The 15,856-nt window shown below is 41.5% G+C and carries 8 protein-coding genes and 3 pseudogenes; 4 read left to right on the top strand and 7 right to left on the bottom strand.

Annotated features, from left to right (window positions below):
* Positions 1-19: 19 nt before the first annotated feature.
* Complete coding sequence (locus NLP_RS19350) at positions 20-1,621, bottom strand: peptide ligase PGM1-related protein (RefSeq protein ID WP_104907807.1); 1,602 nt, start codon at positions 1,619-1,621, stop codon at positions 20-22.
* A gap of 551 nt (positions 1,622-2,172) precedes the next feature.
* Between NLP_RS19350 and NLP_RS19345 the strand changes: the two genes are divergently transcribed.
* Positions 2,173-3,054, top strand: coding sequence for an SDR family oxidoreductase (locus tag NLP_RS19345; RefSeq protein WP_104907806.1), 882 nt, complete (start codon positions 2,173-2,175; stop codon positions 3,052-3,054).
* A gap of 225 nt (positions 3,055-3,279) precedes the next feature.
* Positions 3,280-3,537 (top strand): hypothetical protein, encoded by a 258-nt coding sequence (locus tag NLP_RS19340; protein ID WP_104907805.1) that lies wholly within the window; start codon positions 3,280-3,282, stop codon positions 3,535-3,537.
* A 62-nt stretch (positions 3,538-3,599) separates the two neighbouring features.
* On the opposite strand, the pseudogene mgtE reads toward NLP_RS19340, so the two are convergent.
* Positions 3,600-4,846 (bottom strand): annotated as a pseudogene (gene mgtE, locus NLP_RS19335) (magnesium transporter); the annotation flags it as partial.
* Positions 4,847-5,681: 835 nt separating this feature from the next.
* Between mgtE and NLP_RS19330 the strand changes: the two are divergent.
* On the top strand, positions 5,682-9,206 hold the full coding sequence (locus tag NLP_RS19330) for a PA14 domain-containing protein (RefSeq protein ID WP_104907804.1): 3,525 nt from the start codon (positions 5,682-5,684) through the stop codon (positions 9,204-9,206).
* A gap of 145 nt (positions 9,207-9,351) precedes the next feature.
* On the opposite strand, the gene NLP_RS19325 is transcribed toward NLP_RS19330, so the two are convergent.
* The 5 genes and pseudogenes from NLP_RS19325 to NLP_RS19305 form a co-directional block, all read right to left on the bottom strand.
* Positions 9,352-10,905 carry a mercuric reductase gene (locus NLP_RS19325; protein WP_104907803.1) on the bottom strand — a complete coding sequence of 518 codons (1,554 nt, stop codon included), beginning with the start codon at positions 10,903-10,905 and terminating at the stop codon, positions 9,352-9,354.
* Positions 10,906-11,127: 222 nt separating this feature from the next.
* Positions 11,128-11,892, bottom strand: coding sequence for a TVP38/TMEM64 family protein (locus NLP_RS19320; protein ID WP_104907802.1), 765 nt, complete (start codon positions 11,890-11,892; stop codon positions 11,128-11,130).
* Between the two features lie 123 nt (positions 11,893-12,015).
* Positions 12,016-12,229, bottom strand: a pseudogene (locus NLP_RS19315) (TVP38/TMEM64 family protein); the annotation flags it as partial.
* A gap of 300 nt (positions 12,230-12,529) precedes the next feature.
* Positions 12,530-13,240: a TIGR04283 family arsenosugar biosynthesis glycosyltransferase gene (locus NLP_RS19310; RefSeq protein WP_104907801.1), complete on the bottom strand. Its 711-nt coding sequence runs from the start codon at positions 13,238-13,240 to the stop codon at positions 12,530-12,532.
* Positions 13,237-13,635, bottom strand: a complete 399-nt coding sequence (locus NLP_RS19305) for a CU044_2847 family protein (RefSeq protein WP_104907800.1) — start codon at positions 13,633-13,635, stop codon at positions 13,237-13,239. The genes NLP_RS19310 and NLP_RS19305 overlap by 4 nt, the downstream gene beginning before the upstream one ends.
* 135 nt (positions 13,636-13,770) lie before the next feature.
* On the opposite strand from NLP_RS19305, the pseudogene NLP_RS35045 reads away from it, so the two are divergent.
* A pseudogene (locus NLP_RS35045) lies at positions 13,771-15,684 on the top strand (nSTAND1 domain-containing NTPase); the annotation flags it as partial.
* Between the last annotated feature and the right edge of the window lie 172 nt (positions 15,685-15,856).

Raw genomic sequence — 15,856 nt, 5'->3', positions numbered from 1 at the left:
GTTTACACTTCTTAACAAATTAACTATGTTCATCCCAAACTACGGGAAAGGAATAATCTGAAAACGCCGAGAAATCACGATTTTCGCTACGTGTTTCTTCATCCAGAACTTTGACAACTTTGTTATAAATGTCTTGTGCTTGTTGCGGAGAATCACCAATGCTGGTTAATCCCACCTTGCCAAACTGTGAAAGGCAACCCATCAGATGAAACACTGTACCGGTTTCTGTACCGCTGTCGAAGTGCAATCTGTGGTGAGCAATAATATCCATTAAATCATTAGGTAATAATCCCTGATAGCGCTCTTTTTGCAGATTATCAGTGGCAATGTAATATTTTGGACGACCTTGTTGACTATAAAATAAACCCGTGGAAAGGTCATAGCGGCCGTTCGTTAATAATTTCAGGGTCATGAATGGATGAGTTGTACCGCCTTTACGCAGGTTAATTTCGATCGCCTGAATATCCCACTCTCCGTTACCCTTGTCAACGGCAATAAAATCTAATCCAAATCGCTCTAAAGTGCCTTTCTCTGCTAGTTTTTTGCCAACTTGAAGTCCCAATTGCTGTAATTGCAATCGATATCTTTCATCAGCGGGAAAGCGACAACCAAGGTAAATCTGACCGTCTGGTCCTCCGAGAATTTGGTCGTGAGTTGAAAGGATTTCCACTTCGCCCTGGGGTGTGATCCGTCCTTGGACGCTGGGCGATCGCTTAATTTCCCCTTCTACAAATGCTTCGGCGAGCGCCCCTAATTCAGGGATTCTTCCGCAAAAATGATCCCAAGACTCAAGTTTTGCTTGAAAGCGCATTGTTGAGAAGCGATCACTAATTGCTGCTACCCTTTGGGCATGAGTCCCTTTGCCTGGTGCTACATTCTCAATTGGTCTAAAGTCCAACAACGCATTCCCTTCTCCAGAAATGCCTTCGTTGAGTTTCACTACTACCCGTTTTAATGTCGGTTGGCGTTCCCACAAATCACCGGTAGCTTCTGCCAAATCTGTGTGATTCCAAACTTTTTCCGTGCCATCTGGATATGGTACTCCGCTTTCGGCAAAGATTTGCCGACTGCCACTTTTTGTCCCCCAAATCTGTAAATCTGGTGCGGCAGCATACAGTGGTACACCTAATTTTACAGACAATTCGCCTTCCCACTGCGAAGAGTTGTAGCAGATCATAAACGATTTGTCTAGCCTCAAAGCTTGATGAATCCGCTTTAGCAGGCGGGGGCGTTCTAAAATCTTTTGGCTCAGAGGCTTAAAAGAGGAATCGTAAGTAGAAAGTAGCAGTAAGCGATTGCGAGCATGAGAAAAGGGAATTCCTGGCAACAGTTGCAGATAATAATCAATGATACTAGGATGCAGTGGTACTGATGTTACATAAATCAGTCGAGTCTGGGGATTCTGCAACCGGATCAAGGAAAATAGTAATCTTTCTTCATAATGCTCGCAGCCTTCGATTTTTTGGAGTTCGCCCTGGTCGATACTCAGGGAGGGAATAATTAAAATATCTGCTTCACTATTGTCAAATAGTTCGCTCGTTTTCCAGCGATCGCGCAGGGTTAATTGTAAGTGGCGAAACTTTTCAACCTGTTCTAACTCAGAAATATTTAATGTTGCCATAACCCATGCCCTCTAATGATATCAATGTAGCGCACCACGCACCCTTTTGGAAAATGTATAGTCGCCGTGTCAGCATTTAGATAGTTTTGCAAAAAATTTCCGTATGTCCGCAAGGATCGCTCGAACTATAGCAACCCGTAAATCGCCGACTTCTTTAATTTCGTTTCCATCTTAAGGTTGAGCTAATTGCAGCTTAGTTTACCTCTAGGGGGCGATAAAGTACAGCAATATAATAGTTAACTTGAAAGCAGAGCAAAAAGATAAATTCTTCATCACATCAGATTTGTGTACTTATTTTCGAGGGTCGATGATGTAAGTTGCGTACAGTCGCTAGGAATAAGTAAGTTTGGCAAACATTCAGGATATAAATGCCTAAAAGTGCAAATGGCTAATGAGAGTCAAAGCAAAAAATAAACCTTGGGTTGATTTTTCGATCCAAGGTTTAGTTATGAAATAGGGAATGGAAGAGATGAGAAAAATGGGGTTAGATCAATATCCAATCCCCCATTCCCAATGCTCAAATTCAATATTCAATTACCAAGGTAAAACAGATGGCTAAATCAAAAGAGCAAAAAGAGAAAAAAGAGCAAAAATTGCAACCGTCACAGCAACAAGAAACACCAGGTGTTGAATCAGAAATGACACCAAAACCCAAAGCAGATGATGCTCAGTATCGGGGTAGTGGTAAGTTACAAGATAAAGTAGCATTGATTACAGGTGCAGATAGTGGTATTGGTCGTGCTGTTGCGATCGCATTTGCAAAAGAAGGTGCAGATGTGGCGATCCTTTACCTTAACGAACACGATGATGCCAAAGAAACAAAACATCTGGTAGAAAAACAAGGGCGTCGTGCAGTTACCATTGCAGGAGATATTGGGAATGAAACTTTTTGTCAGCAAGCCATACAACAAACAGTTGATGAATTTGGCAAACTCGATATTCTGATCAATAACGCCGCCGAACAACATCCGAAAGAAAGTATTGAAGAAATCACTGAAGAACAGCTAGAGCGAACTTTCCGCACTAATATCTTCTCGATGTTTTTCATGACTAAAGCTGCACTCAAGCATTTACAAACAGGCAGCGCTATCATCAATACCACATCGGTAACAGCTTATAAAGGTAGCCCACAACTACTAGATTACTCCTCTACAAAAGGTGCGATCGTTGCTTTTACTCGCTCCTTATCAAAAAATTTGGTGTCAAAAGGAATTCGCGTTAATGCCGTTGCGCCAGGACCAATTTGGACACCTTTAATTCCCTCAACTTTTCCCGAAGAGAAAGTTGAAACTTTTGGTAAACAAGTACCAATGGAACGAGCCGGACAACCAGAAGAAGTTGCTCCTAGCTACGTATATTTAGCCTCTGATGATAGTTCTTATGTCTCTGGACAAGTGTTACATGTTAATGGTGGAGATGTGATCAATGGTTAAGTAGAATAGTTAGGAATTACTCAATTTTGGATTTGAGGTTTTGGATTTTAGATTTTTCTTTCAATCCAAAATTTAAAATCCAAAATCGCTAGAATTTGCAGTCATAATTTTTTGTTTTTTCATTCTTAACTCCATCCTCATGGTCATCCATTGGAGGGATGATTTAACATGGAAATATTGATAATCTGTCTAACAGCGTACATTTAAAAAATAATAACTACGTTTATGGCATCTCTTACACCACTGGATGGCAGAGAACTAGTAGATTGTGCTAGAGCAAATGCCCAGCAAGGAATTGAAACTGCTGCTTATCAATGTGGCTATGGTCAAGACCTCAACAAATTTGCCCAAGAACTAAGACAAGCTTGTGAAGACATGAATTTACAAGTGAAAGAACTTAGCGGCTTGATTACTGACCAGGACATGATACTGCAATTGGGTACTGGCGAAATTGTTGCTCCAGATACGGAATCAGAATTGTAAAAGTTAGTCATTTGTACTTTATTCTTCACTAATGACCAATGACCAATGACTAATGACTCTTTTCATAACTTTAAAATTACTCGCGCCAAATTGAAGTAGATCAAAACGCCTACGACATCAACTGCTGTGGTGATGAATGGTGCTGACATTAATGCCGGATCTAAACGCAGATAGCGAAATAGAAACGGCAGTGCTGAACCGGAGATCGAAGCTAAAATAGAAATAGCTACCAAACTAGTGCCTACAGCGAAGCGATCGCTACTTCTAATCGTCCTTGCAGAAAATAAGCCCAGACAGTAGCGATCGCACCTAACATTCCTCCCAATAATGCCCCAGCGATCGCTTCCCGGCCGATTACCTGCAATGCCCCAAGCGATCGGATTTCATCGGTATTCATCCCGCGAATCACCACTGTGGAAGATTGAGCGCCTACATTACCCCCAGTACCAGTCAACAAGGGGATAAAGGCCGTTAGTGTCACCACTTTTGCTAAAATATCTTCTTGCGACTTAATAATTGTGCCTGTGACGGTATTGGTTACAAGTAAAACCAATAACCAGACAACCCGCTTTCGAGCAATTTCCAGCAAATTCATTTGAAAATAGTTGTCGCCACCTGACTGCACACCACTCAAGGCATAGATATCTTCGGTGGTTTCTTGTTGCAGAATATCAATCACATCATCCACCGTAACAATACTTACTATAAGCTATTCTCGATCTACTACAGGTACAGCCAAAAAATGATATCTTTGGATTAATCTTGCAACTTCTTCTTGGTCTGTATCAGTGTAGACAAACACCACATCACGGGTCATAATTTCGCCAATAATTTGCTCAGGCTGAGATGTTACTAATTCCCGCAACGATACAATCCCCGTTAAGCGCCTTGCCGCATCCATGACATAAAGATAATAAATCATCTCACTGGCATTAGCTAAGTTACGAATTCGCTTTAGAGCTTGAGATACTGTCAAGTTTTCTTTCAGCGAGATTAACTCTAGTGTCATGATTCGCCCAGCTGTATCAGCTTCATAACCCAATAGTTGGGCTGTAGCTTGACGTTCTGCTGGACTCAGTTGTTCTAGCAAGCGATTGACGACTTTTGCCGGTAATTCATCAAATAATTTAGCTCGGTCATCCGGCGACATTTGATCGACAATATCGCAGACTTCCTGGCTTTTAAGTTCTTCAATTAACCGTTCTTGAACACTGTAATCGAGATATTCATAAACCTCTATAGCCTCATCCTTAGAAAGCAAGCGAAAAGCCAAAGCGTGCATCGCTTCTGGCAAACCCTCGAAAACTTTTGTAAATGAACGAAATAGTAGGGTTTCGGACGCTGACAATTCTTTGCTCGCGGCGTCTGGTTGTCTCATGGAGAAACTGTCGCGTAGTAATTCGCAGGATAATCCACCCGCAATAAGGTTACTCAAAAAGTACGATTAGCTGATTGTGTTCCCTAGCTTAAATGCATGAATGGTGAGGCTCTTGCAAAAGTTTTTGCTCCACTGATTTTAGGTTATTACTATATTTCTGCTGGTTCTGGTAAGAAGGACATAAAGTAATAGTCAAGATGAAGTATAGATAAATATTAATTTTTAAAATCTTTAAATATTAAAAATTTTCTTTACTGAATTTTTATATAGTTAGTAAATCTGTAGATAAAACACATTAAATTATCCGGGATTTTGGCAAATTTTATTTAAATATAATCAAAACTTTTCTATTCCTTTAAAAAAGCATATAGCAATGTGAATATTTAAACAAAGTCACATAAAAAAGATAGACATAACACCGCGATCTATTGTCAAATATGTAGAAGTAAAAAAATACTTAAGTAAGTTATGTAAAGTTATTGCATTTTATTAATTACGTATGTGTTTGCTTTCTTGGGCATCCCTTGCCTCAACGAATACGCGTCTGCACATCAATGAGATTAGAGGCTCTCAAGAATTCAGAAATTTTTTGAAAGAAAACAAAGACCAATATATTCTTCAAGTAATTATTCATAATTAGCAATTACTAAATATATATTTATAGGTCAATCAATGATTAGCTTATCAATATATTTATATCTAGCTTTATGATGCATTCTTTGTTGAAAATATTCATCCATATAAAAGTGATACTGAAACATTAATTATGGCATCAAATCAAAAGCTATCAACATCTGTAAGTCCAGTAATTACTAGTAAATCATCTCTAGAAAACATTGATCCGGGACAAACCAGCATTTCTGCTCGGTCTAGCCTACTCTCTCAAGGAGATGGACTCAAGGCAGAGTATTACGACAACATCGACTTCACCAACCTGAAGGTAACTCGTACAGATCCAACGGTGAACTTTAACTGGCGCAGTGGTTCTCCCGATCCGTTGATTGATGCAGATACCTTCTCAGCGCGGTGGACAGGTCAGGTAGAAGCCAAGTACAGCGAAACTTACAAGTTCTACACCACTGCTGATGATGGTGTGCGAATGTGGGTGAATGGTCAACAAATCATCAATCAGTTTATCGATCAACCTGCCACCGAATCCAGTGGCTCGATCGCATTGGTTGCAGGTCAGAAGTACGATATTAAACTTGAGTACTATGAAAATAAATCCAATGCCGTTTCTCAACTGCGTTGGTCAAGCACCTCTCAGGCGAAAGAAATCATTCCTCAGTCCCAACTGTATAGTAATGTCAACACATCTAGTAATGTCAGCACATCTAGTAATGTCAACACATCTAGTAATGTCAACACATCTAGTAATGGCAACGGACTAAAAGCAGAGTACTACGACAACATCGACTTCACCAACCTGAAGGTAACTCGCACAGATGCGACGGTGAACTTTAACTGGGGTGCTGGTTCTCCAGCTCCGTCGATTGATGCCGATACCTTCTCAGCGCGGTGGACAGGTCAGGTAGAAGCCAAGTACAGCGAAACTTACAAGTTCTACACCACTGCTGATGATGGTGTGCGAATGTGGGTGAATGGTCAACAAATTATCAATCAGTTTATCGATCAACCTGCCACCGAATCCAGTGGCTCGATCGCATTGGTTGCAGGTCAAAAGTACGATATTAAACTTGAGTACTATGAAAATAAATCCAATGCCGTCTCTCAACTGCGTTGGTCAAGCACCTCTCAGGCGAAAGAAATCATTCCCCAGTCCCAACTGTATAGTAATGTCAGCACACCTAGTAGTGGCAATGGACTCAAAGCAGAGTACTACGACAACATCGACTTCACTAACCTGAAGGTAACTACTACAAATCCGACGGTGAACTTTAATTGGGGCGCTGATTCTCCCGCTCCGTCGATTGATGCAGATACCTTCTCAGCACGGTGGACAGGTCAAGTAGAAGCCAAGTACAGCGAAACTTACAAGTTCTACACCACTGCTGATGATGGTGTGCGACTGTGGGTGAATGGTCAACAAATCATCAATCAGTTTATCGATCAACCTGCCACCGAATCCAGTGGCTCGATCGCATTGGTTGCAGGTCAGAAGTACGATATTAAACTTGAGTACTATGAAAATAAATCCAATGCCGTTTCTCAACTGCGTTGGTCAAGCACCTCTCAGGCGAAAGAAATCATTCCTCAGTCTCAACTTTATTCACCACTTCTTCAGACCACTATCACCTTAGGTTCGTCTTCGATGACTGTGAACGAAGGCAGTGATAGCGTTACCGTTAAAATACTTAGGACTGGAGATGTAAGTGGTACATCTTCAATCAAGTATGCGACTATAGGTAATACTGCTACAAAAGGAGTTGACTATGGGAGTGAAGGCATTGAAAGTGCTGGAATACTTACTTTTGCGCCGGGACAAAGCAGCGCACAGGTATCCATTCCGATCAATGATGATTCCTTGATAGAAGCAGATGAAACCTTTAATTTTGTCATCGATCAGGCAGAGGGGGCAACACTAGGAGTCCAAAGAACTCTCGCAATTACGATTCAAGACAACGATCGCTCTGGCCTCGATTTCAGTCAGCCAGTAGTTAATGAAGATGACGGTACTGCTAAGGTGATAGTTACACGGGGGAACGCTTCGGCGGCTGCTAGTGTCAACTACATAACCCAAGATGGAACTGCTAAAGCTGGATCTGACTACCAAGCTGTATCTGGAAGCTTGAGTTTTGCAGTTGGACAAACCAGCAACACCATTGTTATCCCCATTCTTAATGACAATGTTGGGGAATCAAATGAGACATTTGCTTTGAAGTTCAGTAACCCAGTTGGAGTGCAGCTAACTAATCAACAGACAAGTATCACTATTATTGATAATGACTCTGGTAACTTTGCTTTAGATACAGTAGCTTCTGGTTTGACTCAACCCACAGCTTTTGAATGGGCACCTGATGGTAAGAGCATATTCATTGCCCAGAAAAATGGGGTAGTGCGAGTCATGAAAAACGGTAGCTTATTATCAACATCATTTATTGATATTAGCAAAGAGGTAAATGATACGCGCGATCGCGGTCTATTAGGCATTGCCGTACATCCAGATTTTGGCAAAAGTCCAAACGGCAACAACTATGTTTACCTGTTGTATACCTACGATCCACCAGAAACTAGTGTAAACAATCCTAATAATAATCCCAATAGCACATTGGACGATCCCGATCAGAATGGGAATCGTACTGCACGCCTAAGTCGCTTTACAGCTGACCCCAACACTAATTACACTACTGCAATTGCTGGCAGCGAAGTGGTACTACTAGGTACAAATGGCACTTGGGCAAATATCAGCCACCCAGATGGAAATAGCACAAATGTTTCACTTGGCTATGCACCATCAGGAATTCTCAACAAAGATACTGGTAAGCCGTTTACCAGCTTGCAGGATTATCTTAATAATCTCGATAAAGTCCAAAATGTCCAGAATTTTATAGCCAATGATAGTGAATCTCACTCAGTTGGTTCTGTGCGTTTTGGTACTGATGGTTCTCTATTTGTTAGCTTAGGAGATGGTACTTCCTACAATGGAATAGACCCCCGAGCAATTCGCGTCCAGGACAAAAATAGTCTGTCCGGCAAGATTTTGCGGATTGACCCGATTACTGGTAAAGGCTTATCAAGCAATCCTTTCTACAACGGTGACGCCAATAGCAATATTTCCAAAGTTTATGACTTAGGTCTGCGTAACCCCTTCCGTTTCACAATTGATAAAAAGACCAATACCCCCTATATTGGCGATGTTGGCTTGGGTACTTACGAAGAGGTGAATGTCGGAAAACCAGGGGCTAACTTTGGTTGGCCATTCTATGAAGGTGGCCTTGATGCAAATGGTAATACCATCAGTCTGAAACAACCATCCTACGCTACTTTGGATGCAGCAAAAGACTTCTATAATAGTGGCTCATCTGTTACAGAACCATTGTACACTTACAAGCATTTTGGTTCTAATTCAATCCTCGTGGGTGATTTTTACACAGGTAATACTTTCCCTGATATCTATCAAAATGCCTTATTCATTGGTGATTTCAGTCAAGGAACTATCGATGCTTTGATATTAGATAGTAAGGGCAAAGTTACCTCAGTTAAGCAGTTTGCTTCCCAAAAGGACAGGCCTAATCTAGGACTGCCTACACAAATCACTACTGGCCCTGATGGTAATCTGTATTACGCAAACTTGACCGGAGGCGAGATCGATCGTTTCCGACCTGTTTAGAGATGACTTGAAAGAGGCAGGAGGCAGGAAGAAGGAAGCAAACTTTTTATGTCTGGTTTTGAGTCCTGTACTTTGTACCTCATCTAGTTGAAAACTGCTGTATCAATTATCAGTGAACAGTTATCCGACTGTTCACTGATTTTGCTTAAGAGAACTTTGTCAGAAATCTCAACAATTTTTTGGTATTGGATGTTAGGAGTGTTCGACGATAAGCATCAGCTGCTTTTTTAATCGCTTCGGCTTGAGTGGGATAAGGATGAATTACACTGCTTAACTTGCTCAAACCAATCTTATTCACCATTGCCGTAGTCACTTCTGAAATCATCTCACCCGCATGACTGGCGACAATAGTTGCACCGATAATTTCATCAGACCCCTTTTTATGGCGGATTTTGAGAAATCCTAATTCTTCACCATCTGCGATCGCTCGGTCTACACTACTAAAAGGGATCTCAATTGTTGTCACCTCAATACCCAATTTCTGCGCCTCGTGTTCGGATAACCCTACGTGAGCAATTTCTGGGTCAGTATAAGTTACCCAAGGCATCACCAAACTACTGAGTTTCGAGCGTCCCAAGCCAAAGGGAGAAAATAGCGTATTCTTAATTACAATCCGCGCTGCGGCATCAGCTGCATGGGTAAACTTCCAGTTCATGCAGATATCGCCAGCTGCATAAATTTTGGGATTGGTCGTCTGGAGGTAATCATTTACCTTTACACCTTGGCGCTTGTCGTATTCCACCCCCACTGATTCTAAATTTAAACCTTCTACATTTGGCGATCGCCCCGCACCGACTAAAATTTCATCCACTGTTATTGAATCTCGATGACCATTAGAGGAAAAGTAAAGCCGTTTCCCCTGGGTGACAGTTACCACTTCTTCCAACTTGGAATTGAGTACTACGCGAATTCCTTCATTAATCAAAACCTTTTGGAGAATTTCAGCAGCCTCAGCATCTTCTTTATTCAGAAGATGAGAACCGCTATGGAAAACTACCACCTCAGAACCCAAGCGCCGGAAAACTTGCGCTAATTCGCAACCAACGGGGCCGCCACCAATCACCGCCAAATGTTCCGGTCGTTGAATCAGGGAAAAAACCGTCTCATTAGTTAGATAACCCGCCTTTTCAATTCCCGGAATCGACAGTTGGGCAGCTCTTGCGCCAGTAGCAATTACAGCTTTTTTAAATTTGAGGGTTTTGTCGCCAACTTCCACGGTATTTTTACTCGCAAATCGACCGCTACCCAAAAAGACATCGACACCCAAGTTTTGAAACCGTTCCGCCGAGTCATTATGGCTGATATCAGCCCTGATTCGCCGTATCCTGGCCATAACTTTGGAAAAATCAACATCAATATTATTATGTTGGGGAATATTAACTCCCAAATCTTTAGCATCCCAGATTTCGCCAACGACGCGGGCAGACCGAATAATAGTTTTAGATGGTACGCAACCAACATTTAAGCAATCTCCACCCATGAGATGCTTTTCAATCAACGCCACCTTTAAACCCAAATCTAGTCCCGCAGCACCCGCCGCCACAACTAATCCCGCCGTACCAGCACCAATTACTACCAAATCGTAAACATCGGGAGGTTGAGGATTAACCCAATTTGGTGGATGGACGTGAGACACCAACTTTTGGTTATACTCATCCATTGGGCGAACTGTGACTATCTCTAAATCTGAATTGTTCATTGGCAAAACCTCTTTTAAAATTAAGAATCCCGATAAATTTAGGCGGCTCAGTCTTTTATTTTTTATGCTTGTTTAATAAGGAATACAGCCTTTGAATTGTTTTGTCCGTTTGAGAATTGACAAATATAATTGAAGCTTTTCTGTATAAACGTTTCAGCAATCAATAATTTACAGCAATTTGCAGTTTAATAGACCACAGTAAGGCCATATATCTGTCCCCCCTTACAATTCCTCTTCTAAAGCTTTGCGTGCAATCCGGGTTACATAAACTGTCACAGTTACTGTCGCAAACAAACCCAAGATACGAATTGCCCATTGTAAAGTCGGGTTGGTAGGTTGAGCCTCAGTGCCAATCATGGCCAGATTACCTGCAAGGGAACCAATATAAACGTACATGATGGTTCCGGGAATCATGCCCACGGAACCGATAAAGTAATCTTTGAGCGAAACTCCGGTGATGCCGAAAGCATAGTTTAATAAATTGAAAGGAAATATCGGCGACAGTCGCGTTAGCAGGACGATTTTTAATCCTTCTCTGCCAACGGCTTGGTCAATGGCGGCAAATTTTTTATTATCTGCAATTTTTTGAGCAACCCAGTCCCTTGCTAAATAACGTCCGACGAGGAAAGCAGCTGTAGCGCCAAGGGTTGCACCAACGAACACGTACAAAGAACCCCAAATTACGCCAAAGATAACGCCAGCACCTAAGGTAAGAATGGAACCTGGGAAGAAAGCGATGGTGGCAATAATGTAAAGTGCAAGAAAAGCGATCGCTCCCACAGTACCGAGATTATCAATCCACTGCAAGGCGTCCCGTAAAATGGCTTGGGGATTGAAAGAATTTGGATTTACAGATTCTTGTGCCAAGGCAAACTCTGTATTTAACAAAAAAGCAAAGCTAAGTACTAGTAATATTAATACAATCAATCTAAAAAACTTCTGCAAGTCTCCAGGATTAAATCGATTTACGATAAATTGCTTGTTCATAACTTGCACGGGTAAGATAAATTTGTAAATCAGTTAACAGTAATAACTGACAGTGGAGAAATTTTACATATATTAATTATTTTGAGTTTGATCATCGGTTATTTTTTCTATTGCCACACTTTGCGTTAGGAGGGAACCCGGTATGAACAGCAATGTCGCCAAGTTGTAAATGACTATGTAGGCGATAGGCCCTAAAACGCCAAGACTCTCAACCCAAATGACTGAGGTTTGTAAAAGTCCCTGAAAGTTAAATTGTTTAGCGACAATTATGAGAGTGACCAATCAGGCAACTTAAGAGTAGTAGTTTGAGTTTGGAATTTAATAAACGCTTCTTCATTTTTATAAGTTTCACCTTCTGAGGCTCAATGTTCACCTTCTGAGGCTCAATGTTCACCTTCTGAGGCTCAATGTTCACCTTCTGAGGCTCAATGTTCCCCTTCGGAAGCTCAATGTTCCCCTTCGGAAGTTCAATGTTCACCTTCGGAAGTTCAATGTTCACCTTCGGAAGCTCAATGTTCACCTTCGGAAGCTCAATGTTCACCTTCTGAGGCTCGATGTTCACCTTCGGAAGCTCAACTTTGAAACTTACACCTCAAATCTAATGCCCCTAAGATATACTACTTAGATGAGAAACAGCTTAAACCCTCTTAAATTTTTCTCGGCGATACCAGCGACGAATTCGCTCAGGTGAAATACCGAGTAAATAAGCAATAATTACTATTTGATTAAGTAGCGTAGTTTTCAATACTCCCTTTTGCAACCATCTACGGGCTGAAGTAACAACTGGTGTAGGGATAATTACAATGCGTCCGGTGCGTTTTAAACGACGCATAAGTTCAAAGTCTTCCATGATGGGCAATTCGGGAAAACTGCCAATTTGGTGAAATACTTGCTTTGTTAAAAAAATTGCTTGGTCGCCATAGGGCATTTGGTAAAAATGCGATCGCACATTTACTCCCCACTCCACCCATCGTAAACTTAAAAGTGACGCATCAATCCGCAACTTAAAAGCACCAGCCACAATCCCAGGCTGTTGTAGTGCTGTGCGAATCATCTCATCAAACCCTGTTGGCAAACGGCTATCTGCATGAAGAAACAGCAGAATCTCGCTACTAGCCGCTACAGCACCCGCGTTCATTTGCACAGCACGGCCTGGAGGTGATGAAATAACTTTTACACCTAAAGACTGGGCTATTTTTACTGTGTCATCTTTTGAGCTACCATCTACTACTATGACTTCTATATTTATACTCTGTTGAGTAGTCGCGATCGCTTCTTTAATATTTCCTGCTTCATTAATAACTGGAATAATAATCGAAATTTTACCAGCACCAATATTCTGACTCATGATTGCTGAGTTTGTTTTTCCAGCTGGTCAGGAAATGAACACTCTACCGTTACCTTAAGATTACTTTCAGCCGTGCCTTTAGTCACGTAAGGTATACCTGCTTCACCGCCAACTTTGATGCCAAATTCTAGAGTGACTTTATCAATATTGGCAACAGGGATTTTCTTAAAAGCATTAAGTGAATAAACAGTGTAAGCCCGAATTGTACCTTCAATTGCTTGGAAATTTTGCACTATTTGTTTTTGTGCAGCATTAGCATCCCATCCCTTATCAATTAGTGCTTCTTCTCCCTTTGGAGAAACTTCGGTAATGACTGGTGGAGCATCTATATTATCTGTACCCTCAATGTAAATAATAGTGCCATCTTCTAAATGAATAGGTGTGAGTTGAGTCATGGGATAAATCTCGCCTGAAAGAATTGCGTGTAGGGTAGCACATCTGGGCTAACCTACAAATTTTTACGGAAAATGCGGTAAATTTCTTGTAGAAGCTGGAAATAATTCGGCACAACTATCATAGGGCTTTCTAAGATGAGTCGAGACGCTTTGGTGGTGGGAATTAATACGTATGACCGCTTAAAATGTCTCAACGCACCAGCTGCCGATGCTGAAGCGATCGCTCAAATCTTACAACAATATGGGGAATTTCGGGTAACGCGGCTACCAGCAGTCAAAGACAAGGAAAACCAGACGATTCGCATTGGTAAGCAAACTAAAGTTGCTTTAACTCAGCTAGAAAAAGCCATAGTCCAATTATTTAAGCCAGATGGTAAGCCGCCAGACACAGCGCTACTGTATTTTTCTGGTCATGGATTGCGGAAAAATTTAGGAATTCCGGAAGGTTTTTTAGCAACGAGTGAAGTCAACCCCGATGCGGGTAATTGGGGATTATCTCTACAATGGTTGCGGCGACTGCTGCAAGAAAGTGAAGTAAGACAACAAATTGTGATTTTGGATTGCTGCTATAGCGGAGAGGTGCTAAATTTTGCAGAGGCAGATCCAGGCGATCGGGGTAAAGGTAGAGATAGGTGTTTTATTGCGGCTTCTCGTGATTTTGAAGTAGCTTTTGAAGAGATTAACAGCCAACACAGCGTTCTTACCGCCGCACTGCTGAAAGGCTTGGAACCAAAACAAGACCGTTGGGTGAGTAACTACACTTTAGTAGACTTGCTCAATCAAGAACATCACCCGTTTCCCCAGCGTCCCATTTTTGCTAACTCTGGTGAAGCCATTAATTTCACCCGCAAATGGAATTCCTCTACTGTTAACTCCACAGTACAGATATCAGCTATTTGTCCTTACAAAGGGTTGTCTTATTTTGATTGCACAGAAGCAGATGCTAAATTATTTTATGGCAGAACAGCCTTAACCGACGAATTCTTAGAAAAAGTGCGGTCGGGTAATTTCCTAGCTGTGTTGGGAGCATCAGGAAGCGGTAAGTCTAGTGTTGTGAGAGCGGGTTTACTTTATCAATTAAAGTTAGGACGTAGGTTATCAGGTAGCGATACTTGGCAGTTGAAAATATTTAGACCAGGAATTAACCCCTTACAAAATTTAGCACTGGCATTTGTAGAATCAGAATTATCAGATATTGAACGCGCATCACAGTTAGCGAAAGCTGAAGAACTAATAGCTAGAGGTGCAGTTGGTTTAGGACAGTTGATTACTGCTGCACAAACTCAGCGCGTAGTGCTAGTGGTAGACCAGTTTGAGGAAGCTTTTACTCAATGTCAAGACATTACAAAACGACAGCAGTTTTTTGAATGTGTGCTAGGTGCTTTGCAACGGGATGACAATAAACTCTGCCTAATAATCACAATGCGGGCTGATTTTTTTGGTAAATGTCTGGAACAAGAGTATGGCGGACTAGCTAAGAAAATTCAAGAGCATTTAGTAACAGTAACACCGATGAATCAGGAGGAATTAGAAACAGCAATTATCAAACCTGCTGAACAGGTGAACTTAGCAGTAGAACCAGAATTAGTTTCTCAAATGATTGCAGATGTATAAAATTCACCGGTGAGTTTACCGTTGTTGCAGTACACGCTAACAGAACTATGGCAGCAAAGAACTGAAGAACGGTTAACCCTGACTACGTATAGCAAACTAGGTGGAGTTAGGGGAACCCTGCAAATACGTGCCACAGAAGTTTATGAGTCATTATCACTTGAGGAACAGCAAGTAACAAAGCGGATTTTTTTAGAATTGACGCAGTTGGGAGAAGGAACAGAAGATACCCGCAGACAAGTTTTGCAAGGGGATTTAGTTACTTCACAGCATCCAGAAGGTGTAATTAATAGAATAATTCAACGGTTAGCTGATGAGAAGCTAGTTGTCACCAGTACCTTATCTAATCAAATTGCTGTAGTAGATGTGGCACATGAAGCACTGATTCGCCATTGGTTGCTATTACGCAAGTGGATTGACGAAAGTCGGGACATCCTGCGACAAAAGCGGAAAATTGAAGCGGCAGCTATTGAATGGCGGGATAGAGGGAAGGCAAAAGATTATCTGTTTCAAGGGAAACGTTTGATAGAGGCAAAGGTTTTTCAGAAAGAACAAGCTGAAAGTTTAAGATTATCTAACCAGGCTGAAGAGTTTATTCAAGCAAGTAGCA

It is taken from the genome of Nostoc sp. 'Lobaria pulmonaria (5183) cyanobiont' (assembly GCF_002949795.1).
Lineage (GTDB): Bacteria > Cyanobacteriota > Cyanobacteriia > Cyanobacteriales > Nostocaceae > Nostoc.
Note: the sequence above shows the minus strand (reverse complement) of the source record. Positions and strands in the feature narration are given on the sequence as shown.

What these genes read in the sequence shown, in the direction of transcription:
- NLP_RS19350 (WP_104907807.1), bottom strand. Translation starts at nt 1,621, where the DNA reads ATGGCAACATTAAATATTTCTGAGTTAGAACAGGTTGAAAAGTTTCGC.
- NLP_RS19345 (WP_104907806.1), top strand. Translation starts at nt 2,173, where the DNA reads ATGGCTAAATCAAAAGAGCAAAAAGAGAAAAAAGAGCAAAAATTGCAA.
- NLP_RS19340 (WP_104907805.1), top strand. Translation starts at nt 3,280, where the DNA reads ATGGCATCTCTTACACCACTGGATGGCAGAGAACTAGTAGATTGTGCT.
- NLP_RS19330 (WP_104907804.1), top strand. Translation starts at nt 5,682, where the DNA reads ATGGCATCAAATCAAAAGCTATCAACATCTGTAAGTCCAGTAATTACT.
- NLP_RS19325 (WP_104907803.1), bottom strand. Translation starts at nt 10,905, where the DNA reads ATGAACAATTCAGATTTAGAGATAGTCACAGTTCGCCCAATGGATGAG.
- NLP_RS19320 (WP_104907802.1), bottom strand. Translation starts at nt 11,892, where the DNA reads ATGAACAAGCAATTTATCGTAAATCGATTTAATCCTGGAGACTTGCAG.
- NLP_RS19310 (WP_104907801.1), bottom strand. Translation starts at nt 13,240, where the DNA reads ATGAGTCAGAATATTGGTGCTGGTAAAATTTCGATTATTATTCCAGTT.
- NLP_RS19305 (WP_104907800.1), bottom strand. Translation starts at nt 13,635, where the DNA reads ATGACTCAACTCACACCTATTCATTTAGAAGATGGCACTATTATTTAC.